Annotated in this window: 20 protein-coding genes; 7 read left to right on the top strand and 13 right to left on the bottom strand. The window is 71.0% G+C overall.

Annotated elements, in window-relative coordinates:
- Positions 1 to 55: 55 nt before the first annotated feature.
- Together ABJI51_RS25445 and ABJI51_RS25440 are read left to right on the top strand one after the other, a co-directional pair.
- A complete protein-coding gene (locus ABJI51_RS25445; RefSeq protein ID WP_348953922.1) occupies positions 56 to 2410 on the top strand; it encodes a Tex family protein in 2355 nt (784 codons plus the stop codon).
- A 128-nt stretch (positions 2411 to 2538) separates the two neighbouring features.
- On the top strand, positions 2539 to 3093 hold the full coding sequence (locus ABJI51_RS25440) for a dihydrofolate reductase family protein (protein WP_348953921.1): 555 nt from the start codon (positions 2539 to 2541) through the stop codon (positions 3091 to 3093).
- A gap of 13 nt (positions 3094 to 3106) precedes the next feature.
- Here the strand turns inward: ABJI51_RS25440 and ABJI51_RS25435 are convergent, their stop codons facing one another.
- From ABJI51_RS25435 to ABJI51_RS25425, 3 genes are all read right to left on the bottom strand, one after another.
- Positions 3107 to 3517 carry a hypothetical protein gene (locus tag ABJI51_RS25435; protein ID WP_348953920.1) on the bottom strand — a complete coding sequence of 137 codons (411 nt, stop codon included), beginning with the start codon at positions 3515 to 3517 and terminating at the stop codon, positions 3107 to 3109.
- 133 nt (positions 3518 to 3650) lie between these two features.
- Positions 3651 to 4409: a 2-keto-4-pentenoate hydratase gene (locus ABJI51_RS25430; protein WP_348953919.1), complete on the bottom strand. Its 759-nt coding sequence runs from the start codon at positions 4407 to 4409 to the stop codon at positions 3651 to 3653.
- Positions 4410 to 4441: 32 nt separating this feature from the next.
- The gene (locus ABJI51_RS25425; protein ID WP_348953918.1) at positions 4442 to 6148 is read right to left on the bottom strand and encodes an acyl-CoA dehydrogenase family protein; all 1707 of its coding nucleotides are present in this window, start codon (positions 6146 to 6148) and stop codon (positions 4442 to 4444) included.
- A 235-nt stretch (positions 6149 to 6383) separates the two neighbouring features.
- Between ABJI51_RS25425 and ABJI51_RS25420 the strand changes: the two genes are divergently transcribed.
- Positions 6384 to 7940, top strand: a complete 1557-nt coding sequence (locus ABJI51_RS25420) for a DEAD/DEAH box helicase (protein WP_348953917.1) — start codon at positions 6384 to 6386, stop codon at positions 7938 to 7940.
- 60 nt (positions 7941 to 8000) lie between these two features.
- Here the strand turns inward: ABJI51_RS25420 and ABJI51_RS25415 are convergent, their stop codons facing one another.
- From ABJI51_RS25415 to ABJI51_RS25405, 3 genes are all read right to left on the bottom strand, one after another.
- Positions 8001 to 8885, bottom strand: a complete 885-nt coding sequence (locus ABJI51_RS25415; RefSeq protein WP_348953916.1) for an ABC transporter permease — start codon at positions 8883 to 8885, stop codon at positions 8001 to 8003.
- On the bottom strand, positions 8872 to 9663 hold the full coding sequence (locus ABJI51_RS25410; protein ID WP_348953915.1) for an ABC transporter ATP-binding protein: 792 nt from the start codon (positions 9661 to 9663) through the stop codon (positions 8872 to 8874). The genes ABJI51_RS25415 and ABJI51_RS25410 overlap by 14 nt, the downstream gene beginning before the upstream one ends.
- Before the next feature lie 77 nt (positions 9664 to 9740).
- Entirely contained in the window at positions 9741 to 10799 is a 1059-nt protein-coding gene (locus ABJI51_RS25405) for an ABC transporter substrate-binding protein (RefSeq protein ID WP_348953914.1), read from the bottom strand.
- Between the two features lie 219 nt (positions 10800 to 11018).
- Here ABJI51_RS25405 and ABJI51_RS25400 point away from each other — a divergent pair, with 219 nt between their 5' ends.
- Positions 11019 to 11399, top strand: coding sequence for a hypothetical protein (locus ABJI51_RS25400; protein ID WP_348953913.1), 381 nt, complete (start codon positions 11019 to 11021; stop codon positions 11397 to 11399).
- Positions 11400 to 11541: 142 nt separating this feature from the next.
- Here the strand turns inward: ABJI51_RS25400 and ABJI51_RS25395 are convergent, their stop codons facing one another.
- From ABJI51_RS25395 to ABJI51_RS25385, 3 genes are read right to left on the bottom strand one after another with little or no spacing between them, the layout of a single operon-like run.
- On the bottom strand, positions 11542 to 12543 hold the full coding sequence (locus tag ABJI51_RS25395) for an S-adenosylmethionine:tRNA ribosyltransferase-isomerase (RefSeq protein ID WP_348953912.1): 1002 nt from the start codon (positions 12541 to 12543) through the stop codon (positions 11542 to 11544).
- Positions 12540 to 13211: an SDR family NAD(P)-dependent oxidoreductase gene (locus ABJI51_RS25390; RefSeq protein WP_348953911.1), complete on the bottom strand. Its 672-nt coding sequence runs from the start codon at positions 13209 to 13211 to the stop codon at positions 12540 to 12542. The genes ABJI51_RS25395 and ABJI51_RS25390 overlap by 4 nt, the downstream gene beginning before the upstream one ends.
- A gap of 45 nt (positions 13212 to 13256) precedes the next feature.
- A complete protein-coding gene (locus tag ABJI51_RS25385; RefSeq protein ID WP_348953910.1) occupies positions 13257 to 14624 on the bottom strand; it encodes a purine-cytosine permease family protein in 1368 nt (455 codons plus the stop codon).
- A 134-nt stretch (positions 14625 to 14758) separates the two neighbouring features.
- On the opposite strand from ABJI51_RS25385, the gene ABJI51_RS25380 reads away from it, so the two are divergent.
- Positions 14759 to 16309 carry a sensor histidine kinase gene (locus ABJI51_RS25380; RefSeq protein ID WP_348953909.1) on the top strand — a complete coding sequence of 517 codons (1551 nt, stop codon included), beginning with the start codon at positions 14759 to 14761 and terminating at the stop codon, positions 16307 to 16309.
- A 59-nt stretch (positions 16310 to 16368) separates the two neighbouring features.
- Here the strand turns inward: ABJI51_RS25380 and ABJI51_RS25375 are convergent, their stop codons facing one another.
- A complete protein-coding gene (locus ABJI51_RS25375; RefSeq protein WP_348953908.1) occupies positions 16369 to 18300 on the bottom strand; it encodes a S53 family peptidase in 1932 nt (643 codons plus the stop codon).
- A gap of 246 nt (positions 18301 to 18546) precedes the next feature.
- Positions 18547 to 19698 carry an ROK family transcriptional regulator gene (locus ABJI51_RS25370; protein WP_348953907.1) on the bottom strand — a complete coding sequence of 384 codons (1152 nt, stop codon included), beginning with the start codon at positions 19696 to 19698 and terminating at the stop codon, positions 18547 to 18549.
- 59 nt (positions 19699 to 19757) lie between these two features.
- Here ABJI51_RS25370 and ABJI51_RS25365 point away from each other — a divergent pair, with 59 nt between their 5' ends.
- Complete coding sequence (locus ABJI51_RS25365; protein ID WP_348953906.1) at positions 19758 to 20990, top strand: amylo-alpha-1,6-glucosidase; 1233 nt, start codon at positions 19758 to 19760, stop codon at positions 20988 to 20990.
- Here the strand turns inward: ABJI51_RS25365 and ABJI51_RS25360 are convergent.
- Positions 20969 to 22750, bottom strand: a complete 1782-nt coding sequence (locus tag ABJI51_RS25360) for an alpha-L-fucosidase (protein ID WP_348953905.1) — start codon at positions 22748 to 22750, stop codon at positions 20969 to 20971. The two genes, ABJI51_RS25365 and ABJI51_RS25360, sit on opposite strands and share 22 nt — an antisense overlap.
- 344 nt (positions 22751 to 23094) lie before the next feature.
- Between ABJI51_RS25360 and ABJI51_RS25355 the strand changes: the two genes are divergently transcribed.
- Positions 23095 to 24279: a glycoside hydrolase family 88/105 protein gene (locus ABJI51_RS25355; RefSeq protein ID WP_348953904.1), complete on the top strand. Its 1185-nt coding sequence runs from the start codon at positions 23095 to 23097 to the stop codon at positions 24277 to 24279.
- 174 nt (positions 24280 to 24453) lie between these two features.
- Here the strand turns inward: ABJI51_RS25355 and ABJI51_RS25350 are convergent, their stop codons facing one another.
- A complete protein-coding gene (locus ABJI51_RS25350) occupies positions 24454 to 25923 on the bottom strand; it encodes a glycoside hydrolase family 28 protein (RefSeq protein WP_348953903.1) in 1470 nt (489 codons plus the stop codon).
- Positions 25924 to 25935 lie beyond the last annotated feature (12 nt).

Genomic DNA, 25935 nt, shown 5'->3' with positions numbered 1-25935 from the left:
GGCGGAAACGGCAGAATGTGGCGATCGGATCCAGGTCAATCGGGAGCGTGTTGCCGTGAGCGTGTCGGTCGAGCAGAAGATCGCCGAAGAACTGGGGGTGCGCGAAGGGCAGGTCAAGGCCGCCGTCGAGCTGCTCGACGGCGGGTCGACCGTGCCGTTCATCGCGCGGTACCGCAAGGAAGTCACCGGCATGCTCGACGACGCGCAGCTGCGCACGCTCGAGGAGCGGCTGCGCTACCTGCGCGAACTCGACGAGCGCCGGCTCGCCGTGCTCGAGTCCATCCGCAGCCAGGGCAAGCTCGACGACGCCCTCGAAGCCCAGATCATGGCCGCGGACACGAAGTCGCGCCTGGAGGACATCTACCTCCCGTACAAGCCGAAGCGCCGCACGAAGGCCCAGATCGCGCGCGAAGCCGGTCTCGAGCCGCTGGCCGACGGCCTGCTCAACGACCCGGACACCGACCCGCAGGCCGCGGCCGCGGTGTTCGTCGACGCCGACAAGGGCGTCGCGGACGCGCAGGCGGCCCTCGACGGGGCCCGCGCGATCCTGGTCGAGCGCTTCGCCGAGGACGCCGACCTCATCGGCGAGCTGCGGGAGAAGATGTGGAACCAGGGCCACCTGGTGGCCAAGGTCCGCGCGGGCAAGGAGGAGGAAGGCGCCAAGTTCGCCGACTACTTCGACTTCTCCGAGCCCTACACCAAGCTCCCCTCGCACCGCATCCTCGCGATGCTGCGCGGCGAGAAGGAGGAGATCCTCGACCTGACGATGGCGCCCGAGGAGCCCTCCGACGAGCCGCAGGTCGGCCCGACCGACTACGAGCAGCGCATCGCCGCGAAGTTCGGCATCACCCAGCAGGGCCGCCCGGCGGACAAGTGGCTCGGCGACACCGTGCGCTGGGCGTGGCGCACCAAGATCCTCCTGCACCTGGGCATCGACCTGCGGATGCGGCTGCGCCAGGCGGCCGAGGACGACGCCGTGCGCGTGTTCGCGGCCAACCTGCGCGACCTGCTGCTGGCCGCGCCCGCCGGCACCCGCGCGACCATGGGCCTCGACCCGGGCTTCCGGACCGGCGTCAAGGTGGCCGTCGTCGACGCGACCGGCAAGGTCGTCGACACGCACGTCATCTACCCGCACCAGCCGGCGAACAAGTGGGACCAGTCGATCGCCGAGCTGGCGGCGCTGTGCGCGCGGCACAAGGTCGAGCTGATCTCCATCGGCAACGGGACGGCCTCGCGCGAGACCGACAAGCTCGCCGTCGAGCTGATCAAGAAGCACCCGGAGCTGAAGCTGACCAAGGCCGTCGTGTCCGAGGCGGGCGCGTCGGTGTACTCGGCGTCGGCCTTCGCTTCGCAGGAACTGCCGAACATGGACGTCTCGCTGCGCGGCGCGGTGTCGATCGCCCGGCGGCTGCAGGACCCGCTGGCCGAGCTGGTGAAGATCGATCCGAAGTCGATCGGCGTCGGGCAGTACCAGCACGACCTGTCCGAGGTTTCGCTGTCGCGCTCGCTGGACGCGGTGGTCGAGGACTGCGTGAACGCCGTCGGCGTCGACGTGAACACCGCTTCGGCGCCGCTGCTGACCCGTGTCTCGGGCATCACGACCAGCCTGGCGGAGAACATCGTGGCCCACCGCGACACGAACGGGCCGTTCCGGTCGCGGATGGCGCTGAAGGAGGTCGCGCGGCTCGGCCCGAAGGCGTTCGAGCAGTGCGCGGGCTTCCTGCGCATCCCGGACGGCGACGACCCGCTGGACTCCTCGGCGGTGCACCCGGAGGCCTACCCGGTGGTGCGGCGGATCCTGTCGAAGACGGGCACGGACATCCGGTCGCTGATCGGCAACACGCGGACGCTGTCGTCGCTGCGTCCCCACGACTTCGTGGACGAGCAGTTCGGTCTCCCGACGGTGACGGACATCTTGGCCGAGCTGGACAAGCCGGGCCGCGACCCGCGTCCGGCGTTCAAGACGGCGACGTTCGCCGAGGGCGTGGACAAGATCTCCGACCTCAAGCCGGGCATGCGCCTGGAGGGCGTGGTGACGAACGTGGCGGCGTTCGGCGCGTTCATCGACGTGGGCGTCCACCAGGACGGGCTGGCCCACGTTTCGGCACTGTCGAAGAACTTCGTGAAGGACCCGCGCGAGGTCGTCAAGCCCGGCGACATCGTGAAGGTGAAGGTCCTCGACGTGGACGTGCCGCGCAAGCGGATCTCCCTGACGCTGCGCCTGGACGACGAGCCGGGAGCCCCGGCGGCCAACCGCGGCGGCGAGCGCCGCGACCGCGGCCAGGGTGGCGGCGGCCAGCGCCGTGGCGGCGGCGACCGTCGTGGCGGTGGCGGCGGCCGGGACCGCGGTGGGAACGCAGCCGGCGGCGCCATGGCGGAAGCGCTGCGGCGGGCCGGGTTCGGCAAGTAGCCCCTCTTCGGCGGACGGCCGTCTCCGGACGGCCGTCCGCTGTTGGCGCTACCGACAAAAATATTTGTCTTGACACTCCGAGTTGTCGGCGTCAGGGTTGACGCATACCTCGACGGAAGGAACTGGGGATGCGCAAGCTGATTCTGGGCTTCTACGTTTCGCTCGACGGCAAGAGCGCCGACGCGGACAACGGGATCCGGGACGTCATGATGAGCATCGACGACCCGGAGCAGGAGAAGTACTTCGTCAGCCGCCTGTGGGAGGCCGGGGCGTTCCTCATGGGGCGGAACACCTACGAGATCATGGCCGGGTACTGGCCCACGTCCGGCCACCCGTCGGCCGAGGCCATGAACGCGATCCCGAAGGTCGTCTTCTCCAGGACCCTGCAATCGGCCGACGACTGGCCGGAAACCCGGATCGCCCGCGGCGACACGGCGGAGGAGATCGCCAGGCTGAAGGCCGAGCCGGGCAAGGACCTCGTCGCGGCAGGCGGCACGGCATTCGTGCACTCGCTGATCCGCCTCGGCGTGGTCGACGAGTACCGGCTGTGGGTACTCCCCGCCGCCACGGGCAAGGGAGCGCCGTTGTTCCCCGAACTGGACCGGCCCCTGAACCTGCGGCTGCTCCAGACGACTTCGTTCCCGTCCGGCGTCGTGGAGATGGTGTACGCCCCGGCCGGGTGAGCCGCGTGCCCGTTCAGCGGAGGGCGGAGAGGGCGACCACGAGCAACCCCACCGGCACGACGGCGGCGGCCAGGCTGACCAGCCACATCCCGCCCCGCCAGCCGGACGGGGAAGCTTCGAGCACCATCCGCCGCACGAGCGCCGCCTCGACGACCGCGGTCAGCAGGAATCCGAGGCCCACACTGAAGATCGCCGCCGCCCCGACGGCGAACAGGCCCGAAGCGGACGCCGACGCGAGTGGCGCCGCGACTTCCCACCGGACGACGCCCGCCGCGGCCGCGAGCAGCGCCAGGAGCAGCACGAAGGCCAGGAGGAAGCCGGTCCGCGCGGTCGTGTGGTGCTGGGCGCCGCTGAACCACCAGAACCCGGCGTCGAGGGCCGCCACCACGACTGCCAGGGTCACGAATCCGGCTCGGAAGGTCATTTGGGGCACCGTAGTTCCACGGCAGCCGACGCGGTCCCCACCACTGCCACCGAACCCGCGCCGAACGTTTCCACGCGGCGGTGGCGGGGTTCGCGGCGATCCTGGGGCTGGTGGCGGCGGGGATGTTGCGGCGTCACTCCGGGAACCGCACTTCCACGCACCCCAGCGCGCCGAAGTCCGCCACCACGTGGCCGCCTGGCCGGATCGGGCAGGGCGGTGTCGCCGTTCCCGTCGTCACGATGTCGCCCGGGCGCAGCGCCAGCCCGTGGCGGGGCAGCTCCCTCGCCAGCCAGTGCAGCGCCAGCCGCGGGTCGCCCAGGACCAGGCTGCCGCTGCCGCGGGCGACCTCCTTGCCGTCCGCGTGCAGGGTCACCGGCTGCCGCGGGAGGTCGAGGTCGCGCCAGGCCGGGACCGCCCCGCCCTCGACGAACCTGCCCGCGCAGGCCGCGTCCGCCAGCAGCTGCGGGCCGCCCGCGTGGCGGTGGTCGGTGTAGCGGCTGTCCGGCATTTCCAGCGCCATCACCATCGTGTCGACCGCGTCGAGCAGCGCCGACAGCGACGGGGACGGGCCTGGGTCGGCCTTCATCCGGAAGGCGAACTCCGGCTCGGCGACCCCCATCGTCATCGTGTCCGCCGGCACCCGCTCGCCCTCAGCGTGGTGGAACCGGGCGAACAACGGGCCCGCCAGCGGGCCGGGGACGTCCAGGTACTGCCGGGCGTACGCGGTGGTCGCCGCGATCTTCCAGCCGGAGACCGGTCCCGCGAGCCCGGCGAGCGCCGCCTGGGCGGCCATGCCCTCGGCGAGGTCGCGCGGGCGGACGTCCGCGGGGAGACCGTCCAGGCGCTTGCCCGTCAGCCACGCGTCCCAGATCAGCTCCGCCGCTCGGTTCACGAACGCGATCTTGCCAACCGGAACCCCGGGTGTCACGGGTTCATGGCGTACACCCCGGACAGCGACCGCACCCGCGCCCAGACGTCGTCGAAACGCTCCGCATTCACCACCGGCTTGCGCAGCGCGCCCAGGGCGATCGCCTGCTGGGCCTCCGTCGAACTCGCCTTGCCGTGCAGGTCCACCGCCGCGACGCTGAAGTCCTGCACCAGCACCGCGAAGATCTGGTCGACGACCGGCTCGTCCAGGCCGGTGATCCGGGCCTGCTCCAGGATCAGCTGGCCGTACACGACCAGCGTGAACAGCTCGGCCAGCGCCAGCCCGAAGTCCAGGTCGGCCTGCTGCGCCTCGTCCGGCGCCGCCTCCGTGAGCAGCCTGACCAGCTCGCCCGCCTGCTCGGTGAACAGCGCGACGTTCGGGATGTGCGCCGCTTCGGCGTAGGCGGTCTTCCAGTCGTGGAACCGGATCTTCGACAGGCCGCGCGCCGGGCCCTGGCGGAAGAGGAACTCGTCGTCCGCCGCGTCGGTGCGCGTCGGCACCGGCGGGTACTCCTGGGGCGCGAACAGGTAGTTCGGCATGAACTTCGCGATCAGCGCGAGGTTGACTGCCACCGTGCCTTCGAGCTTCGGCAGGCCGTCGATGTCGTTCTTGGACATCGCCAGGTAGGTGTCGGCCTCGAAACCCTTGGCCGCCACGACGTCGGCGACCAGGCCGATCACCTTCTGCGCCTCGGTGGTCACCTTCATCTTGGTGATCGGGTTGAACAGCAGGTACCGGCGGTCGTCCGGATTCGCGCTGCGGAAGTAGTCGACGGCACGGTCGGAGAACAGCTTCATCGCGGTCAGCCGCGCGTAGGCCTCGACGAACTCGCGGCGCACGTGCGGGAAATCCGTCACGGGCTTGCCGTACAGGACGCGGTTGTGCGCGTGCGTGATGGCTTCGTACAGCGAGTGCGTCGCCATGCCGATGCCGCCGAAGCAGAGGTTGAACTTGCCGATGTTGACGGTGTTCAGCGCCGCGCTGAAGGCTTCGGCGCCGACGTGCAGGATGTCCTCCGCGCGCACCGGGTAGTCCTCGAGCCGGAACTCGGCGACGAACATCTGCGACGGCACGACGTTCTTGACCACGTGGTAGTTCGGGTGCTCGGAGTCGGCGTAGAAGAAGACGTACTGGTCCGGGCCTTCGACACCGTCGATGCGGCCGAAGACCGACACCGTGCGCGCGCAGTTGCCGTTGCCGATGTAGTACTTCGAGCCGGTCGCGCGGTAGCCGTCGCCGTCCTTCGTCAGCACCATGTCGGACGAGTAGATGTCGGCGCCGTGGTCCTTTTCGGACAGTCCGAACGCGCCGACACCGCCGGCGTCCAGCGCTTCGGCCGCGCGCCTGCGGGCGATCTCGTTGCCGCTCTGCCACACCGGGCCGAGGCCGAGAACGGTGACCTGGAACGGGTACCAGTAGTTCAGGCCGTAGAAGCCGAGGATTTCCGCCAGCGCGGCGATGCGGCTGGTGTCCCAGCGCTTGTCCGGGTTGCCGCCCGCGTCGGCGGACGGCGTCAGGAACGTCGAGAACAGGCCTTCCTTGCCCGCGAACTCGATGAAGTCCGCGTAGAAGGTGCGGTTGTGGTAGTCCTCGGCCAGCTTCGCCTTGCCGCGCTGCTCGAACCAGTCGATGGTGGCGCGCAGCAGGCGCCGGGTCTCGGCGTCGAAGTGCGCCGGGTCGTACTCGCGCGGGTTCAGCAGCATGGTCGTCCTCCTAGATTACCGACCGGTAACTTAGCAAGGCGTTCCGAGTGCGGGCAATCTCACTGGGAGTACGTCACTCCCGTTGGGTACACTGATCACTGCGGGCCGCTCAGTTCTGCCTCGGCCCGCTGCTGTTGTCGACTACCACGCGCCGCGGCCGTTGACCGGTCTGCGCCGGGCAGGACAACCCTTCTCAGGTAACGGAGACCAGGGCGTTTCGCGCGCCCGCAGACTTATGAGCACTTTCAAAGACCTCGGCCTGCCCACCCCGCTCGTGGCCGCGCTGGCCACCCAGGGCGTCACCGAGCCCTTCCCCATCCAGGCGGCGACCCTGCCGCACACCCTCGCCGGACGGGACGTCCTCGGCCGCGGCCGCACCGGCTCGGGCAAGACGTACGGCTTCGTGCTGCCCGTGCTGGCCCGCCTCGCCGCGGGCCCGACGCGGCGCCGTCCCGGCCGTCCCCGCGCGCTGATCCTGGCGCCGACGCGGGAGCTGGCGACGCAGATCGAGGCGTCCATCCTGCCGCTGGCCAGGCCGCTGGGCCTCAAGGCGACCACCATCTTCGGCGGCGTCAGCGCGAACCCGCAGATCACCCGGCTGCGCGACGGCGTCGACATCGTCGTCGCCTGCCCCGGCCGGCTCGCCGACCACATGCGCTCCGGGCACGTCAAGCTCGACGCCGTCGAGATCACCGTGCTCGACGAGGCCGACCACATGGCCGACCTCGGCTTCCTGCCCGAGGTCCGGCGGATCATGGACGCGACGCCCGAGCGCGGGCAGCGGCTGCTGTTCTCGGCGACCCTGGACAACGGCGTCGACGTGCTGGTCAAGCGGTTCATGGACGACCCGGTGCTGCACAGCGTCGACTCGGCGCAGTCGCCGGTCGCGACGATGGAGCACCACGTCCTGCACCTGGAGGAGACCCACCGGCTGCCGGTGCTGGTCGACCTGACCGCGGCGCCGGGCCGCACGCTGGTGTTCACCCGGACCAAGAGCCGCGCGAAGGCGCTGACGCGCAAGCTGGTGGCCTCGGGCGTCCCGGCCGTCGAACTGCACGGCAACCTGGGCCAGAACGCGCGGACCCGCAACCTCGAGGCGTTCTCCTCGGGCACGGCCCGCACGCTGGTGGCCACGGACATCGCGGCGCGGGGCATCCACGTCGACGACGTCCGGCTGGTCATCCACGCGGACCCGCCGGTGGAGCACAAGGCGTACCTGCACCGCTCGGGCCGCACGGCCCGCGCCGGCGCGTCGGGCACGGTGGTGACGCTGATGACGGACGCGCAGGTCCGCGACGTCCGCGACCTGACCCGCAAGGCAGGCATCAAGCCGACGACCACCCAGCTCGGCCCCGGCCACCCGCTGCTGGCGGAGCTGGCCCCTGGCGAGCGGACGTTCTCGACGGCCCCGGCGGTGGACAACCGCCCGAAGAAGGTCTCGGCGACGGGCGCGGCACCGGGCGGCGGCCGCCGGGGCGGAGCCCCGAAGCCGAACCGCGGCGGCCAGCGCGCCCGCGAGGCCCAGCAGTCCCAGTCTCCGGGCGAGCGCGGCAGCGTCCGCCGCTCGGGCTCGGGCTCTGGCGGCGCGGCGGCCAGCGGCAACCGGCGCTCGACCGGCACCGGGGGCACCTCGGCCGCGGGCAACCGCCGCTCCGGCTCGGGTGGCGCGGCAGCCAACGGCAACCGCCGCTCGACCGCAGCCGGGAGCACCCGCCGGTCGGCGGGCTCGGGTTCCGGGGGTGCTGCGGCGTTCTCGTCCGGCACCCGGGCGGGATCCCGCCGCTCCCGCTAGCGCTTTGCCTCTGAAGGCCACCTTCACCCTGAAGGTGGCCTTCAGAGGCATCGGGAACTTCTACAGCGACGAAGTGAGGCCGCGGGCTCGCAGGACCGCGCGCTCCAGCGGGCGGAACACCAGCAGCTCGATGCCCACCCCGACCAGCAGGATCAGGAAGATCGCCGCGATCACCGTCTCGATGCTGTTCAGCGACGAGCCCTGGTTCAGGTACGCGCCGAGGCCGACGCCCAGCTGCGGGGACAGTGCGATCAGCTCGGCCGCCATCAGCGACCGCCACGAGAACGCCCAGCCCTGCTTGAGTCCCGCGAGGAAGCCCGGCAGGGCCGCGGGCAGCAGGATGTGGCGGGCCGACGTCAGGCGGTTCGCGCCCATCACCTGGCCGACGCGGGGCAGGATCGGCGGGATCTGGTCGATGCCGGACACCAGGCCGTTCGCGATCGACGGGACCGAGCCGAGCAGGACGACGAAGTAGATCGCCGCGTCGTTGATGCCGAACCACAGGATCGCGGCAGGCACCCACGCCACCGACGGCAGGCTCTGCAGGCCGGTCAGCAGCGGCCCGATCGCCGCGCGGACCACGCGGACCTTCGCCACGACCAGGCCCAGCGGGGTCCCGATGAGCACCCCGGCGACGAAGCCGAGCGCGGCGCGGTGGACCGACGTCCAGACGAACTCGAACACGTCGCCGGTGACGACGCGGTCCCAGAACTCGTCCCACACCGCCAGTGGCGCGGGCAGCTGGGTCTCCGGCCAGAACGCCGCCGCCCACAGGATCTGCCAGACGACGACCAGCAGCACCAGCGCGAGCACCGGGGGCAGGAAGCCCCACGCGAAGCGGTTCCAGAATCCCGGGCGGCGTTCTCCCGGCGGGGCGTCGAGCGAGTCCAGTCCGGCGCCGACCGCGTCCAGGTCGGTGTCCCCCGCCCGGTCAAGCTGCGGCATGGGTGCTGATCACCTCGCGCAGGTGTCCGGTGATTTCCTCGGTCAGCTCCTCGGCGTCGGCCAGCGGCACGTCGGTCCACTCGCGCACGACGCGCCCGGGCCGCGACGACAGCAGCACGACACGCTGCCCGAGCCGGACCGCTTCGCGCACGTCGTGGGTCACGAACAGCACGGACGTGCCGGTGCTGCGGTAGACGCGCAGCAGCTCGCCCTGCAGGACGTCGCGGGTGATGGCGTCGAGGGCGGCGAACGGCTCGTCCATCAGCAGCAGCGACTGCTCGGGGTCGCCGCCGACGCGCAAGGTCGCGGCCAGCGCGCGGGCCAGCGCGACCCGCTGGCGCATGCCGCCGGACAGCTCGTGCGGCCGCTTGCCACCCGCGCCGTTCAGCCGGACCAGGTCCAGCAGCTCGGCGGCCTTCTCCCGGCGCTCGGCGCGGCCGAACCCGGCCAGCCGCAGCGGCAGCTCGACGTTGCGGGCCGCAGTCAGCCACGGCATCAGCGCGGCCTCCTGGAACATGACCGCGGGCCGCGACGTGTTCAGCGTGATCCGGCCCGCCGACGGCTGGTCCAGCCCCGCGACCAGGTTCAGCAGCGTGCTCTTGCCGCAGCCGGACGCGCCGAGCAGGCAGACGAACTCGCCGGGCGCGACCGTCAGGTCGACGCCGTCGAGGGCGACCACCGCGCGGCCCGCCGGGCCGAACGTCTTGCGCACGCCGTCGAGACGCACCGCGGTCGCGCCCGTGAAACTGGTCCGGCCGGTCGGGAGGGTCGTGGTCATCGCTGGCTGCCTCTCACGATCTCTTCTTTCGGGGGTTCCGGGTGGCGGAGCCCCCGGCCCGGGGCGGAGCCCCGGTATCATTCAGTCAGTTCGGGAGCTACGACGGCGGGCAGGTTCCGGTCCTTCAGAGCCTCGTTGAGCGGGCCGAAGTCGGCGAAGCCCTTGAGCGCGACGGCCGACTTCACGACCCCGGCGGTGACCGAGTCCTGCGCGAGCTGCGGGAACGCGGACGCGACCGGGTCCGTGGTCAGTTCGATCCCGGAGAACGCGCGGTCCAGGACCGCTGCGCTCAGGGTACTTCCGGCCAGCTCCTTGAGCGCGCCGTTGACCACGGTCTTCGCGTCGGCCGGGTTGGCCTTCGCCCAGTCGATCGCGGCCAGCTCGCCCTTGAGCAGCGCGCGGACGGTGTCCGGGTGCTGCTGCAGGAACTCGCTGCGCACGATGACGACGGTGCTCGGGAAGCGCCCGCCCGGCCACAGCGTCTTCTCGTCGACCAGGACCTTGGCGCCGGCGTCGGCGACGAGCCGGGACGCCCACGGCTCGGGCAGCCAGCCGCCGTCGACCTCGCCCTTGCGGAAGGCGTCGAGCGTCTTCGGGTTCTCCAGGTTGGTGATCTTGACCTGGCCGGTCAGCTGCTTCTCGGCGAGGAACTTCTTGAGCGCGACGTCCTGGGTGTTGGCCAGCTGCGGCGTCGCGATGTTCTTGCCCTTGAGCTGCTCGACGGAGGTGATGTCGGGCTTGACGACCAGCTGCGCACCGCCCGAGACGGCGCCGGAGACCAGCTGGATGGCGCCCTTGGACTTGGTGAAGGCGTTGATCGCCGGGCCGGAGCCGATGAACGCGACGTCGAGCGAGTTGCCCAGCAGCGCGTTGACCTCGTCGGGGCCGGCGTTGAAGGTCTGGGTGGTGAGCTTGGTCGAGCCGAGCTCGGTCTTGAAGAAGTCCTTCTTGACGCCGATCAGCGCGGGCGCGTGGGTGACGTTCGGGAAGAACCCGACCCGCACCTCGGCGGCGGCGCCCTGGTTCGCGGCGGGCGCGGCGCTGCTGTCCGCACGCGTACACCCGGCGAGGACGCCCACGACGGTCAGGGCGGCCAGCGCCGAGGCCAGGAAGCGGGTCCGGTGGTGTCTGCGCACGTCACATCGCCTTTCGGGGTCGGTGTCCGGGGCAGGTTCGCACGGTCACCCACTCAGGCGCATAGCCATCCGCATCCCGGGACATCCGGTGAGATTTCTTGACATCGGCGCCGGGCGCCGCTAGCGCTCCCGGTGGTTCCCGGAAGAAGTCGTCATACCGGGCAACCGGCGACGTCACCCGGACGTGGTATCTGTGACCACGGATTTCGGGAGGAAGACATGACGAGCAGGGGCCAGGGCACCGCCGGCGTCCGCGTGGCGCTGGTCGTGCTGTTCATCGGGCTGGGCCAGGCGTCGTTCGAGTGGCTCAGGTCACTGGGCATGGACCTGGTGACGAGCCTGGTCGTCTGGGGGATCCCGGTCGCCGCCGCCGCGGCCGTCGCCTTCGTGCTGTGGCTGGCCTCCGAGCGGGCCTTCACGCTGCGCACCTGGCTGCCGGTGTCGATGTGCATCCCGGTGTACCTCGGCGGGGCGTTCGGGCTGGCCACGGGCACGGCGACCCTGGTGGCCTCGATCGTGAGCGGGGCCGGGCTGGGGATCGCGGTGGTGGCAGTGACCGGGTTCGTCCGGGCGCGGCGGCACGCCGAGGTCTCCCGCTAGCGCCCGAAGGTGGCCTTCGTTGCGCTCAGCCCACCGAAGGCCACATTGGGTGCGCTGGTGAACACAGCGGCGCGAAGCGCCTCCGTTGAGGGCGGGGGTGGGGGCATGGGAGGAGCACCGAAGGCCACCTTGGGGCGCTTAGTCAGCGACGCAGCAGCAGGGACACGTCGCCGAATTCGTGCCACAGGTACCGGCGCCGCACCGCCGCGTCGTAGGCCGCCTGGACCACCGCGGCGCCCGCCACCGCTTCCAGCAGCAGCAGGTGTGAGGCCTCCGGGGCGTGCAGGCCGGTGATGATGCCGTCGACAACCGCCGCCGGGTGGTCCGGGCCCAGCACCAGGTTCGTCCAGCCCTCCGCGGGGCCGGTGACCGCCGACTCCAGGGCGCGGGCCGCCGTTGTGCCGACCGCGATCACCCGGCCGCCGCGGTCGCGGACCCACGAGACCAGCGCTGCCGTCGGCGCGGGGACGCGGAAGCGTTCCGGCTGGGGTGGCTCGCCCGCCTCCGGGGACGACACCCCCGTGTGCAGCAGCAGCGGCGCGAACAGCACCCCCTCGGTCACCAGGCGGGTCACCAGCGACGTCGTGAACGGCCGGGCCGCCGACGGCATCTCCGCGCTGCCCGGTTCGCGGGCGAACACCGTCTGGTAGTCCGCCAGCGGCCACGCCCCCGGCACGTAGCCGTAGCGGATCGGGCGGCCGGCCGCCGCGAGGAAGCCCGTGACCGGGCCCTCGACCGTCACCGCCGCCCGCCACAGCCGGGTCGTGCCCGGTGCCGACGGGGCCAGCAGCGTCAGCGACGCCCCGGACGGCAGCTCCAGGCGCTCCCCCGGCCTGCCGTCGAGCAGCGGCCCGCCGGGTCCGCGCAGCTCGACGACCCAGGCGCCGTCGTCCAGCTCGGTGGCGAAGTGGACGACGACCGGGCGGCCCGCCCGCGTGGCGTCGACCGCCGCGGGTAGCGTGCCCGACGTGTTGACCACCAGCAGGTCACCGGGCCGCAGGTGGTCGCCCAGCGACGAGAACACGGTGTGCTCGACACCCGCCGGTGACGCGACGAGCAGCCGGACGCCGTCGCGGGCGAGGCCGCGGGCTTCCGGTGGAGCCGACGCGGAGAGTTCTTCCGGCAGCTCGAAGCGGACGTTCATGCCGTCACCAGCAGGTCCGCGGCGCGGTACCGGCCGCTGGGCGGGCGCTCGTCGAGCAGGCGGAGGAAGGCCGGGACCACTGTCTCCGGCAGCGGCCGGTCCGAGATGTCCTCGCCGGGGAACGCACGCTGGTGCGTCGCGGTGCGCAGGTCGCCCGGGTCGACCGCGTACACCGCGAGGTCCGGGTTTTCCGCGCCCAGCACGGCGGTCAGCTGGTCGAGCGCGGCCTTCGAAGAACCGTAACCACCCCAGCCTTCGTACGCTTCGACAGCGGCGTCGGAGCTGACGTCGATCACGACGCCCCGCGCCGCCGTCAACGCCGGCAGCAGCAGCTGCGCCAGTGCCAGCGGCGCAAAGACGTTCACGCGGTAGACGTTTTCCAGTTCCGCCAAGGGATACCGCGCCAGCGGCGGCAGCGGGCTGGCGCCGAGCGAGCCCGCGTTGTTGACCAGCAGGTCGAGTCCGGGACAGGCGGCGGCCAGCGCGGCGCGGTGGGCCGGGTCGGCGACGTCGCCGGGAACGGCCGTGAAACCGGCTTCGCGGGCGGCCGACTCCAGCGCGGCCGCGTCCCGGCCGTCGCCGACGACTGTCCAATCACGACTCACCAGGGCCGCGGCGAGCGCCCGGCCCAGACCGGCGGACGCGCCGGTGACGAGTGCGGTGGGCATGGTTCCTCCTCCGAGAGGGTGCCCCACCATCGTGAAACCTCGATATTACTTGAGGTCAACCCGGCGCCGGAGCAGCAGGTACGCCGTCAGCGAAACGACCAGGCCGACGTAGTACGCCAGATCCGCGCCGTGCAGTGCCGCGGCGACCGGTCCGGTGTAGAGGGACGTGTTCATGAACGGCACCGCCGCGCCGAAGCCGGCGGCGAACGCCACCACCGCCGCCCACGGGCGGACGCTGACCGCCGTCAGGACGTCCACGCGCCACCCGCCGCGGGTGCGGGCGAGCCAGTCCGGGACGACCACGCCGAGGAACGGCGGGATCCAGTAGCTGACGAACAGCAGCACGTTCTCGAACTTCGCCGCGAGGTCGCCACTGTGCATCCACAGGATCAGCGCGAACGCCAGCACGGTGACGACCACCGCCGACACCGGGCGCCGCAGCCGGACGCCGACCGTCTGCAGGGCCAGCGAGCCGCTGTAGTCGTTCATCGCGTTGGACGACACCGCGGCGAGCGCGATCACCGCGAGCGCCAGCGCGCCGGGGAACCCGCCGCCGAGCAGGCGGGCCACCCCGGACGCCGTCTGGTCACCCAGCGACGTCCCCAGCGCGAGGCCGAGGCTTTCGCCGATCGCGTACGACGCGACCAGGCCCAGCAGCGTCGCCCGGAAAACGCTGCGCGAAGACGCCGACGCGGGCAGGTAGCGGCTGAAGTCCGAGGCGTAGGGCGCCCACGAGATCGCCAGCGACAGCGTGATCGTCGTGAACAGCACGACCCCGCCCGCGAGGTCGGCACCGGACGCGGTGTCCGCGGTGGCGATCGGGTGTCCGGAAAGGACCTTCACGGCCAGCGCGGCGAACGCGACCGCCAGCAGCACGCTCATCACCGCCTGCACGCGGTGGATCACGGCGTAGCCGAAGACGCCGAGCGCGCACTGCAGCACCAGCACGACCAGCACCGCCGCCCAGAACGGCAGCCCGGTCAGCTCGGCGAGCGCCTCGCCGCCGAACAGGCCGACCAGTGCGTCCCAGGCGATCGAGCCGAGCCACTGCACGAGGCCGGGCAGCACGACGCCGCGGCCGAAGGGCAGCCGGGCCAGCGGCAGCTGGCCGGTGCCGGTGCGCGGGCCCCAGGTCGACAGGTACGCGACCGGCAGCGAGCCGAGCACGGTGCCGGCCAGCATTGCGGCCAGCCCGGTCCAGAACCCCAGGCCCAGCGCCGCGGCGAGGGTGCCGGTGAACACCGCGGTCATGGTCAGGTTGGGCGCGAACCACACGCTGAACAGCCGCCACGGCCGCCCGAACCGGTTGGCCTCGGGCACCGGCCGGATGCCGTGCGTCTCGATCGCCAGGTCCCGGCCGCCCGCCGGCATCCGCCCGCCGAAGACCTCGGCGTCCAGGCCGTGTCCGCTCATCTGCTGCCTCCTGTCGCGATCACCCTAAAGCGCCGCCGCGCGGTGTAACGCGACGGCCCGAACGGGCGAATCACGGTTAGCCGTTGCCGGACCGCTTCACACGCCCGCCAGGGGCACACCGGGAGGGTTGCGAGGTGCAGCATCCGCGGACGGTCGCCATGACCGGCCTGCTGGCCGCCGGCTGCGTGCTGGGCGTCACCGCACTGACGCTGAAGGCCGCCGACGGCGGGCACTCCGCGCTCGACACCGCACTCAGCACGACCACCGGGTTCCTCTTCCTGCTCGCGGGCGCGGTCGCGCACGTGCGGCGCCCTGCCAACCCGATCGGCGTGCTCATCGTGCTCGCCGGCGTCGCGTTGTTCCTCGAAGACCTGCAGTTCACCCCCGACCCGGTGCTGTACACGATCGCCGTGCCGCTGCGCGCCGCGTCCAGCCCGGTGATCGCGCACCTCGTGCTGGCCTTCCCGCACGGCAGGCTGCGCTCGCGGTGGGAACGGCTGCTGGTGGCCGCGGCCTACCTCGTGGTGCTCGGCTCGGGGGTGCTCGGGCTGCTGTTCAACAGCGACCCGCGTGACCTGCTGGCGGTCACCGCGGGCTCGGCGCGCGGCGCGTTCGCCGACCGCGTCCTGGCGCTGGCCGCGACGGCGATCAGTGCCGGGGTGGTCGTCGTCCTGCTCTACCGGTGGCTGTCCGGGCGGCTGCCGCAGCGGCGGCTGCTGTCCCCGGTGATCCTGATCGCCCTGCTCGGGGCGCTGACCTCCGCGGTGGGCACGGCGCTGGGCGACGCGCATCCGCTGTCGGACCCGATGCTGCAGGCCTACCGGATCCTGTTCTGCCTGTGGCCGCTGGCGTTCCTGGTCGGGGTGCTGCGGGCCCGCGTCGGCAACGCCGAGATGATCCGGCTGCTGCTGGAGCGCGACGGCACCGGGCTGGCCGCGCTGGTGCAGGACGACGAGGTGTGGAAGGACAGCCGCTCGATCGACGCGCTCAGCGCGGCGGCCGGGCTGGTGCTGGACAACCAGCGGCTGGCGGCCGAGCTGGAGCAGCGGCTGGCCGAGGTGCGGGCGTCGCGCGCGCGGCTGGTCGCGGCGGGCGACGAGGAGCGCCGCCGCATCGAGCGCGACCTGCACGACGGCGCCCAGCAGCGGCTGGTGAGCGTGGTCCTGCTGCTGCGGATGGCGGACCGGAGGTTCGGCACCGAGCTGCCGCCGGAGGTCCGCGCACTGCTCACTCGCACAGTCGAGGAGCTCCAGACGGCGATCACCGAGCTGCGCGAGCTGGCCCGCGGCATCCGCCCGGCGATCCTCACCGAAGCCGGGCTGGTCGCGGCGGTCCGGTCGCTGGCCGACCGCATCCCGATGGAGGTCGCGCTGTCGGTCGGGACGGTGCCCCGCCTGGACGGCGCGGTGGAGGCGACGGCGTACTTCGTGACGTCGGAGGCGCTGACGAACGCGTTGAAGCACGCCCAGACCGACCACGCGCACGTCCGCATCGCGGTCGAGGACGGCAGGCTGCGGGTCACGGTGACCGACACCGGCGTCGGCGGCGCGGACACCGAAGCGGGCTCCGGGCTGGCCGGGCTGCGCGACCGCGTCCAGGCACTGGGCGGGGAACTCGACGTGACCAGCGGGCCGGGCGGGACGAAGGTCTGCGCGGTCATCCCGCTGGGAGCAGGAAAGCCGTAGGGCTCCTGCGGCCCGGAGGTCCTGAATGAGTCATTCAGGACCTCCGGGCCGGACCTGACCTAGACGAGCAGCAGGAACAGCAGGCCGTTCGGCGTGCCGAGGCCGGTCACGTCGTCGTAGCCGGGGGCCGTGTGGATCGTCAGGCCCTGGTAGTCCAGCGTGCGGACCGAGTGGATCAGGCCTGCCGACGCGTCGACCTGGTTCGCGTAGTCCACGCGGGCCACCGCGCCGTCGACGTGCTTCACGTCGGTGATCGCCGAGGTGCGGGACGTCAGCTTGTAGATCACCGGGTTGATGAAGCCGTGGTGGAAGTGGTCGAAGCTGTCGGCCACCGCCATGATGCCGGCGAACACCGGCGACGCGAGGCTCGTGCCGCCGATCCGGTACTGGTCGTAGTAGGCGCCGTCCGGGAAGGTCTGCGTCTGGCCGACCAGGAAGCCGGTGTTCGGGTCGCCGATCGCGGCGATGTCCGGGACCACGCGGCCCTTCTTCTTGCCGGTCTGGTTCTTCGTCGACAGCGCGTCCGGCACGACACCCTTCTGGTAGAAGGGCTGCTCGAACAGCCTGCTCGTGCCGCCGCCGGAACCGCTGGTGTAGTTGGCCGGGCCGTAGACACCGTTGGCCAGCACCGACTTGCTGGTCTCCCAGCCGGTCTCGAAGATCCGCTTGCCGTCCTTGCCGATCGCGATGGACGTGCCGCCGACCGCGGTGATCCACGGCGCCGAGGCGGAGAAGTCCGGCGACGGCGTGCCGAGGCGCGCGACCTCGTCGCCGTTGTCGCCCGAGGAGAAGTACACGCCGATGCCCTCGAGGACCGCCTGCAGCGAGATCTGGTTGAACACCTTGACCTCGTCGGCCGGGATGTCCTCGCCGGTGTCGCCGTAGGAGTTCGACACGATGTCGGCCTTGTGGCCGGCGACGACGTAGTTCAGCGCGACGTCGAGGGAGTTGTCCTGGCAGTCGGACCCGCCGACGTACAGGATGTTCGCGCCCGGCGCCAGGCCGTGCGCGGCTTCGACGTCGAGGGTTTCCTCGCCGTACCAGCCCGCCGCGTCACACTGGTCCGGCGGCTCCATGTCGGGGTTCACCGGGAAGATGTGCTGCGAGAACTGGCTCTGCTTCAGCGGGTGCGCGGGGTCGTTGCGGCGCGCGTACTCGCTCGCGTCGGCGTAGATGGTCGGCGAGGCGAACGCGTCGACGATGGCGATCGTGGTGCCCTTGCCGTCGGCGCCGACCTTGTCGATGCCGTAGGCCGAACGCAGCTGCGCCGGGGTGTAGCCGCAGGGCGCGTACGGCAGCTGCTGGCCGTTGTAGGCGGGGTCGGTGGTGTCGATCTTCTCGCCGTAGTAGGCACTGCACGGCCGCGCGTTGCGGAAGCCGGGGCCGGGCGCGACGTCGGACGGCGTGCCCGAACCGGTGCTGTGGTCCGGCTTGAACAGGTTGGTCGCCTGGTCGACGCCGACGACGCCGAGGACGTCGCCCGCCAGGTTCGCCGGCACGGACAGGTTCTTGTCGGCGGCACGCAGCGTCTGGCCCTTGACCCGGTACTTGCCCAGGTCGACCGCGAACGCCTTTTCGGTCTGCTCGGCGGTGCCGGTTGCTTCGACGTAGGCGCGGTTCGACGGCACCTCGCCGATGGTGAAGCCGTTGCCGGCCAGCCACGTCTTGACGGCGTTCACCGTGGCGTCGCTCGCGGCGAACCGGTCGCGCACCTGGTCCGGGTTCAGGAACTGGCGGTAGGTGGGGCTGTCGGGGTCGGACACGGCCTGGGCCAGCGCCTCGGCACCGGCGTTGTCCCGCTGGTTCAGGTAGACCCGGAAGCTCAGCTTCGCGGCGGGCGCCGTGTCGGCGACCTTCGCCTGCGCGTTCGCCCACAACGGGTGCGACTGCGGAATGTCCTGACGCCCCTGCGCGGACGCCGTCGACGGCAGGGCGCCGGTCAGGCCACCCACCACCGCGAGCGAAAGGAGCAGGGTGGAGCTTCTTCGCACGGAAATCTCCCTCTCGGAAAAGCGGCCCCCAGTGACGGGCCTGCAATACCGGGTGAGACTAGATCGGCACCCCGGGCCTGGGGAGGTGCCTGCGAAACCGTTATCTGGGCGCGAATTCACCGACCGCTCGACGTGGTACGGAAATCCGATTTGTCGGCCGGAAAACGCGAGGATTGGGTCACTATGCGCGGTACGTCCGGTTCCCTGCGACGGCAATGGTGAAACGAAAGGCGGTTGCACCACCTACTAAAGTCGGTTCGTCAGTCCACTCGGGACAGTCAGCGCCCTGTCCACCGCGGCCGGGGCGAACACCGTGTCCACGACCAGCGCGACCGCGCCGCCGAGCGCGTCACCGCGGCCGCCGATTTCCACCCGCAGGCTCGACGTCGCCCGCGGCAGCGCCCGCCGGTAGAGCACTTCGCGGACACCGGCGACGAAATGCGGTTCGGCGAGGTCTCCGGCAATCACCAGCACACCGGGGTTGACGACGCAGACGAGCGTCGCGAGCACCTCCCCGACCTGGCGTCCGGCGACCTCCGCCAGCCGCACCGCGGCGGGCTCACCGGCCACGATCCGCTCGCGCACCCCCGAACCCGACGTCGTCGGCAGCCCCATTTTCGTCAGCCGCGCGGCCAGCGCGCCGCCGCCGGCGACGGCCGCGAGACAGCCGAGCGAGCCGCACAGGCAGCGCGCTTCGGGGTGCCCGGGCAGCCGGATGTGCCCGATGTCGCCCGCGCCGCCGTCGATTCCGCGGTACACCTGCCCGCCGATGACCAGCCCGGCACCGATGCCGGTGGACACCTTGACCGCGACCAGCGCCGCCGAGTCCGGGTACCGGGCGCGGTGCTCGCCGAGCGCCAGCAGGTTCGCGTCGTTGTCGACCAGCACCGGGGCGCCGAAGCGCGGCTCCAGGAAGCCGCCGATCGGGTAGCCGTCCCAGCCCGGCATGAGCGGCGGCTGCTTGACGCGGCCGCCGTCGACCGGGCCCGGCACCGAGATGCCCACGCCGCAGACCGGCCGGTCCTCCGCCGCCAGCAGCTCCTCGAACCACTGCGCGATCCGGCCGAGCACCGGTTCCGGGCCGTCGGCGACGCGCAGCGCGCCCGAGCGGTGGCCCAGCCGCCGTCCCGCGAGGTCGGTGAGCGCGGCTTCGGCGTGCATCGTGTCGATGCTCGCGGCGAGGACGACGGCGTGCCGGTCGTCGAACCGCAGGTGGCGCGCGGGACGGCCGCCGGTGGAGTCGTCCTGGCCGCCCTCGGCGAGCAGGCCAGCCGCCTGCAGCTGGTCCAGGCGGGCGGTCAGCGTGGTGCGCGAGAGCCCGGTGTGTTCCTGGAGGGCCTTACGCGTGGTCGCCTGCCCGGTGCGGACCAGCTGGAGCAGCTCTCCGGCACTGGGCATCGGGCCTCCCTCGAACTTTTGTCCATTGACAATACACAAGCTGGAGATAGATTGGACATATGGATGTAACACGGGCCGCCGCGATCCTCGACCGGAACTGGCTCGGCTCGTCGACCGTGCCGTCACGCTCGCTCTACCCGCACCAGTGGAGCTGGGACTCGGCGTTCATCGCGCTCGGCCTGCGTCACCTCTCGCCTGCGCGGGCACGGCGCGAGCTGCGGACGCTGTTCGCCGCGCAGTGGGCGGACGGCCGCGTCCCGCACATCGTCTTCGACCCGGGCACGCCGCCCGAGGCGTACTTCCCCGGGCCGGGCTTCTGGCGTGCCGGGCGGACGTCGGGGCTGGTCCAGCCGCCGGTGCATGCGCGGGCGGTGCTCGCGGTGCACGAAGCCGAGCCGGACCAGGAGTTCCTCGCCGCGCTGTACCCGAAGCTCGTGGCCTGGCACGACTACCTGCGGACCCGCCGGGACGCGGGCGGGCGCGGGCTGGTGGCGATCGTGCACCCGTGGGAGTCGGGGATGGACAACAGCCCGGCCTGGGACGGCCCGCTGGCGCGCGTCACGCCGTCGACCGGGTTCGTCCGCCGCGACCTGGCACACGGCGACGCCGCCGACCGGCCGAGCGACGAGGACTACGGCCGGTACGTCCGGCTCGCGGCGGACTACCGGGACAGCGGCTATCGCGCCTTCGGCGAGTTCGTCGTGGAGGACCCGGGGTTCAACGCGCTGCTGGCCGACGCGGAACTGGCGATGGCCGAGATCGCGGACGCTCTCGGGCTGCCGTCGTCCGGGCACCGCGAAGCCGCCGCCCGCGTCGCGAAGGCGTTGCAGGAGACGCTGTGGGACAGCGCGGCCGGCTTCTTCTTCGCACGCGACGTCCGGACCGGCGCGCTCACCCCCGCGTACACGTGCGCGGGCCTGCTGCCGCTGGTGCTGCCGGACCTCGGCGTCGCCCCGGCCCTCCTCGCGACGGCGACCGGCCCGCGGTTCCGCCTCGGGCAGGTGCACGGCGTCCCGAGCCACGACCTGACGGCAGCGGACTTCGACCCGGCGCGCTACTGGCGCGGGCCGTCGTGGTTCAACGTCGGCTGGCTGGTCCGCCAGGGCCTCCTGCACCACGGCGAGCACGCCCTCGCCGACCGGCTGCGCGACGACCTCCTCGCCACGGCGGAAGAGACGGGCTTCGCGGAGTACTGCGACCCGTTCACCGGCGAGGGCCACGGCACCCGCTCGTTCAGCTGGACCGCGGCCCTCACCGTCGACCTGCTCGCTCAGCCCGCCGCAGTCGCGTAGGCCGAGCCGAGCCAGGCCTCGTCGATCCGCAGCCGCTTGTAACGCGTGCTGTCACTCGACGCCGCGTACGTGCTCGTCACCCGCAGGCGGACGTACCTGGCCGTCACCGCGGACAGGTCGACGAACTGGACCGCGCGGTGGCTCGGCAGCGTCCCGGACTTCACCGCGCTCCCCCAGTTCTGGCCGTCGCTCGACACAAAGACCTGGTAGCCCTTGATCCGCGCGGACTGCTCGGTGTCCGAGCGGGCGTAGCTGACCGAGTCCTCGCGCTGGTTGATCCCGAGGTACTGGACGCGCTCCGCCGTCCCGAGGTCGAAGTCGAGGTTGACGGGCAGCGTCTTGTTGTTGTCGAAGTACGTGAGGTAGCTGCGGTCGCTCAGCGACTGCCCACTGTGTCCGCTTGTGGACGCGCTCGCCTTGACCGTCACGGTCTTCGGGTCGACGATGCCGGTGCGGCCCGCCGTTTCGACCTTGAACACCGTGTCGTAAGTGTCCCAAGAGGACAGACCGGTGAGCGTCAAGCTACCGCCTGCCTGGGAGAACGCGATCGCCGCGCCGGTACGCAGGTTCGTCACCTTCCGGACACGGTAGCCGTTGTCGCGGATCTTCAAGGTGCTGCCGGACGGCTTGGTCAGGACGTGCACGTACTGCAGGTCCGGGTCGGCCTTGCTGATCGTGATGACGCCGTGGGCGCCGTCGTTCCAGAAGCCCGGCTGCATGCCGCCGTACATGTACCCGGCGCCTTCGGTGCCGCCGAGGGACTCCCAGATCGCGTCCAGATAGGACTTGGCGAAGGTGTTGAAGGCCTCCTGGTTCGCCGGGAACTTCCCGTTCACCATCGCCGTTTCCGCCATCAGGGACTTGATCGACGACCCGGAATTCGTGATCAGCCGTCCGAGGTTGAGCATCCGGTTCACCGGCGGGTTCGAGCCGCCGTACCACCACGATCCCGTGTCAGGCAGCTTGAAGCACGCTTCGGTGAGCCTCGGCATCGGCGTGTACGTCGCCTGCGGGTAGTCGTAGGACGGGGTCATGCCGGTCTTCTGCTCGTTGCTGATCGTGTCCATGATCGGCGTGTCTTCGTTGTTGTTGCTCAGCAGGTAGTCCGGGCGCTGCTGGTAGATCTGCCGGTAGAGGTCGTGGGACTCCCAGTAGGCGTTGTCGTTGTCGATCCAGAACCCGCCGAGGTCGGGGTAGTTCTTCATGACCTCGAAGAAGTTGTCGTAGCTGAACTGGCCGAAGCCGTCCTGGCTGTCGAGGTTCACGGTCTTGCCCTTGTACTTCGAGTAGCCTGCCGAGTCGAGCCACTCGTGGCCGCCCTCGTCGTGCCACTGGGCGTCGTTGGTCATGTAGAGGATGACCTTGAGGCCGCGGGACTTCGCGGCCGCGACCAGCTCGCCGAGGAAGTCCCGGTGAGTGGTACAGCTGCCCGGGATCTTCGACGGCCAGGCACGCGCGTAGCCCAGCCTGCTGTGGAACGACGCGAGCACGAGGTAGGACGCGTGCAGCTTCTCGGCTTCGGTGACCCAGTAGGCGGGACTCCACCCGCCGTCGGTGATCGCCTTTTCCCAGGCGCTGCAACTGGTGTAGCCGGGCGAGGTGCGCATGCCCCAGTGCAGGAACAGGCCGGCCTGGCTGTCACGCAGCCACTGCTGGGACGGTTTCTGCAGATCGGCCGACGCCGGTGCGGCGGCGAGCCCGGACAGCAGCAGCATCGACGCGCACGCGGTGCCGACGCGGCGCAGGAACTTGGCTGGCATGCGACCCTCCAGTGGTCTGGTCCACCCGGTGGTGTACTCCTGCTTTCGCCCGGCGGTCAAGGCGCAGGTCCGCCCGCCGGGGCACGTTTCGCTGACCGGGACAGCCGTTCGGGTTAAATATCTGATATATGACACGAGAGATCCGATCTGCCTTGACGCGGTGTCCGCGGGGCGAGTAGATGTTCTGCACGGGAGAGCGCTTTCGCTCCCCGGCCATCGCTCCGGCGACACGGGTTGCACGCCGCGCCCCCCCAGAGCCGGCCGGGATGCCGACGGACGGCGGATCGGCATCCCGGCCACCTCACCACCCGCGTTCCGGGGCCAGTGCACGAAAGGGACGACGCATGTCCGAGCACCCCCTTCGCCCGACCCGGCGCGCGGTCCTGGCCGGCACCCTCGGCGCGCTCGGCGCCCTCGCCGCGGCGGGACCCGTCGCGCGGGCGGCCGACCGGCTGCCCCCGATCGGCGGCGCCGCGCCGCCGGACTGGTCCCGCGCGGTGATCGACTCGACGATGCACCGCTACACCCCGGACAAGCTCGGCGGGTGGGGGTACACCCTCGGGCTGTACCTCTACGGCCAGTACCTGTTCTACAAGCGGACCGGCGAGAAGAAGTACCTCGACTACATCGTCGCGTGGTACGACCGCTTCGTCACCGACAGCGGGATCTCGAACAGCTTCAGCAACCTCGACTCGATGCGCTCCTGCCAGATGCTGCCGCTGCTGTATGCGGAAACCGGCCGCAAGAAGTACAAGACGGCGGCCGACCAGCTGCGCAAGCGGTTCCCGTCCTACCCGCGCACGTCCGACGGCGGCATGTTCCACGCCACGAGCAAGGTCGGCCAGCTGTGGGGCGACGGCGTCTACATGGCCCAGCCGTTCCTCGCGCTCTACGGCGCCGCGTTCGGCGACGGCGGCTACTGCTTCGAGGAAGCGGCGAAGAACATCGTCGTCTACTTCAGCCACCTTCGCGAACCGGCGAAGGGCCTGCTGTACCACGCCTACGACGAGGACGGCTCCGAGTCGTGGGCGTCCGGGACCGGGCACCACTCGAAGTACCACTGGGCCCGCGCGATCGGCTGGTTCGGCATGGCCACCATCGACATCCTCGAGGTGCTGCCGGCCGGCCACCCGCGGCGGGCGGCGCTGATCGACGTCGTCCGGTTCCTGGCCGCGGGCTACCAGCGGTACCAGGACCAGGCGACGGGCCGCTGGTACCAGGTCGTCGACCGCGGCGGTGACCCGAAGAACTGGCTGGAGACGTCGGCGTCGTCGATGTACACGTTCACGCTGGCCCGCGGCGTCCAGCGCGGCTACCTGCCGTCGTCGTACCAGGCGGTCGCGGACCGCGGCTACGCGGGCGTGCTGCAGAAGGTGTCACTCGGCTCCGACGGCCTGACGAACATCACGGACATCTGCGAAGGAACCAACGTCGGCGACCTGTCCTATTACTACGCCCGGGCCCGCCGCACCAACGACTTCCACGGCCTGGGCGCGTTCCTGATCATGAACGAGCAGTACTCCCACTGACCATCAGGCGCGCCGCAGAAGGGGCCCCGGCTCACCGCCGGGGCCCCTTCGTCCGTGATTGAGCCCGGAACTCGCGTGATCCAGCCCGGAACTCGCGTGATTGAAGCCGGAACTCGCGAGTTACGGCTCTGATCACGCGAGTTCCGGCTTCCATCACAGGAGATACGGGGAACGTCAGCAGGTGGAGGTCGAGTTTGTTGCGTTGATGCGGAGGGCGGAGCCCGAGTTCTTGACGCAGTAGCCGGTTACCGACTGGAAGCCGAGGTCGTACGGGCTCTTGGTGCCTCGCTCGGCCGTGAAGTGGTCGAACGTGATGTCCGTGCTGTTGTTGACGATGCTCGCCGGGCGGCCGTCGTCGGTGACGAACTCCACCGAGCTGTCGACGAAGCGGATGCCAGACGCGTAGTGCACGTACCAGCCGTACGACGGGCGGGTGCCGATGCTCTTCGGGTTGTAGTCCGTGGGCGTGTTGCTCGGCACGCCGGTGCTCATCGTCCCGGTGCCGCCGGGCACCTTGAGCTTCACGCCGGTGAACGTCACGTCGGACACGCGGTGGCCGCTGTCCGCGCCCCAGATCGTCGGGCTGAAGTTCGTGCCCGTGTGCGTTCCGGTGACGTTGTCGAACGTGATCCCGCTGATCGAGCCGACGCCCGGGTTGTTGCCGCACCGCTTCCGCGTGCCGATCTTCATCATCACCGGCGAATACGTGCCGGACATCGTGATGTTGCGGTAGTGGACGTCGGAGATCTTCGCGCCGTCCATCGAAACGATCCCGATTCCCGATTTGTGGGCGCCGGTGATCGTGATGTCCGAGAAGTGGTAGCCGGTGAAGTCGCCGCACGTCTCCGACCCGAACATCAGCGCGTTGCAGCACACCGCGGACAGTTTCGCGTTGGTCACCGTGACATTGCCGTTCGGCAGTTTCGCGCCGAGCGCGTAGTCGCTCTTGAACACCAGCGCGTCGTCGTTCGCCGCGATCGACGCGTTGGTGATCGTGACGTTCGTCGTGCTGATGATGTTCCAGCCGTCGCGGTCGCTCGCCGTGTCGATGGTCAGGCGGTCGGAAACGACGTTCTTGCAGCCGTTGATCAGGGCCGCGAAGTGCCCGCCGCGGCGCAGCTTGATCCCGGACAGCGTGAGCCCGTCACACCGGGTGAGCGAAAGGATCTTGTCGGCCTCGCCGGAATCGGGATTGCCGGTGATGAGGTGGCCGCCACCGTCGATCGTTCCCGCGCCGGTGAAGGCGATGTTCGTCAGCCTGTCGCCGAAGAACATCGCGTTGTGGAAGTGGCTGTGGCCGTAGTCCTGGTAGTCGTCCCAGGGATTCGACTCGGGTTTGTCGTAGGTGTCGGCCCCGGATCCGGTGATCGTCGCGCCCGCGTCGAGCTGGATCGTCACGTTGCTCTTGAGGTGCACGGTGTTCGCCGACTTGTACGTCCCCGCGGTGAACCGGACGGTGCCGCCGCCCGCCGCGTTGGCCGCCGTGATCGCCTTGTCGATGGCGGCGGAATCGTTGGCCGACCCGTTTCCCTTGGCGCCGTAGTCGTGGACGTCGTAAACGCCGCCGGGCGCGGCAGCGGTGACGCCAGCGCCGGCCACGACCAAACCCGCCACCGCACAGGAGATCAGGAGGAATCTTTTCACGCCAGAACCGCC

Source organism: Amycolatopsis melonis (genome assembly GCF_040064235.1).
GTDB classification, from domain to species: domain Bacteria; phylum Actinomycetota; class Actinomycetes; order Mycobacteriales; family Pseudonocardiaceae; genus Amycolatopsis; species Amycolatopsis melonis.
Note: the sequence above shows the minus strand (reverse complement) of the source record. Positions and strands in the feature narration are given on the sequence as shown.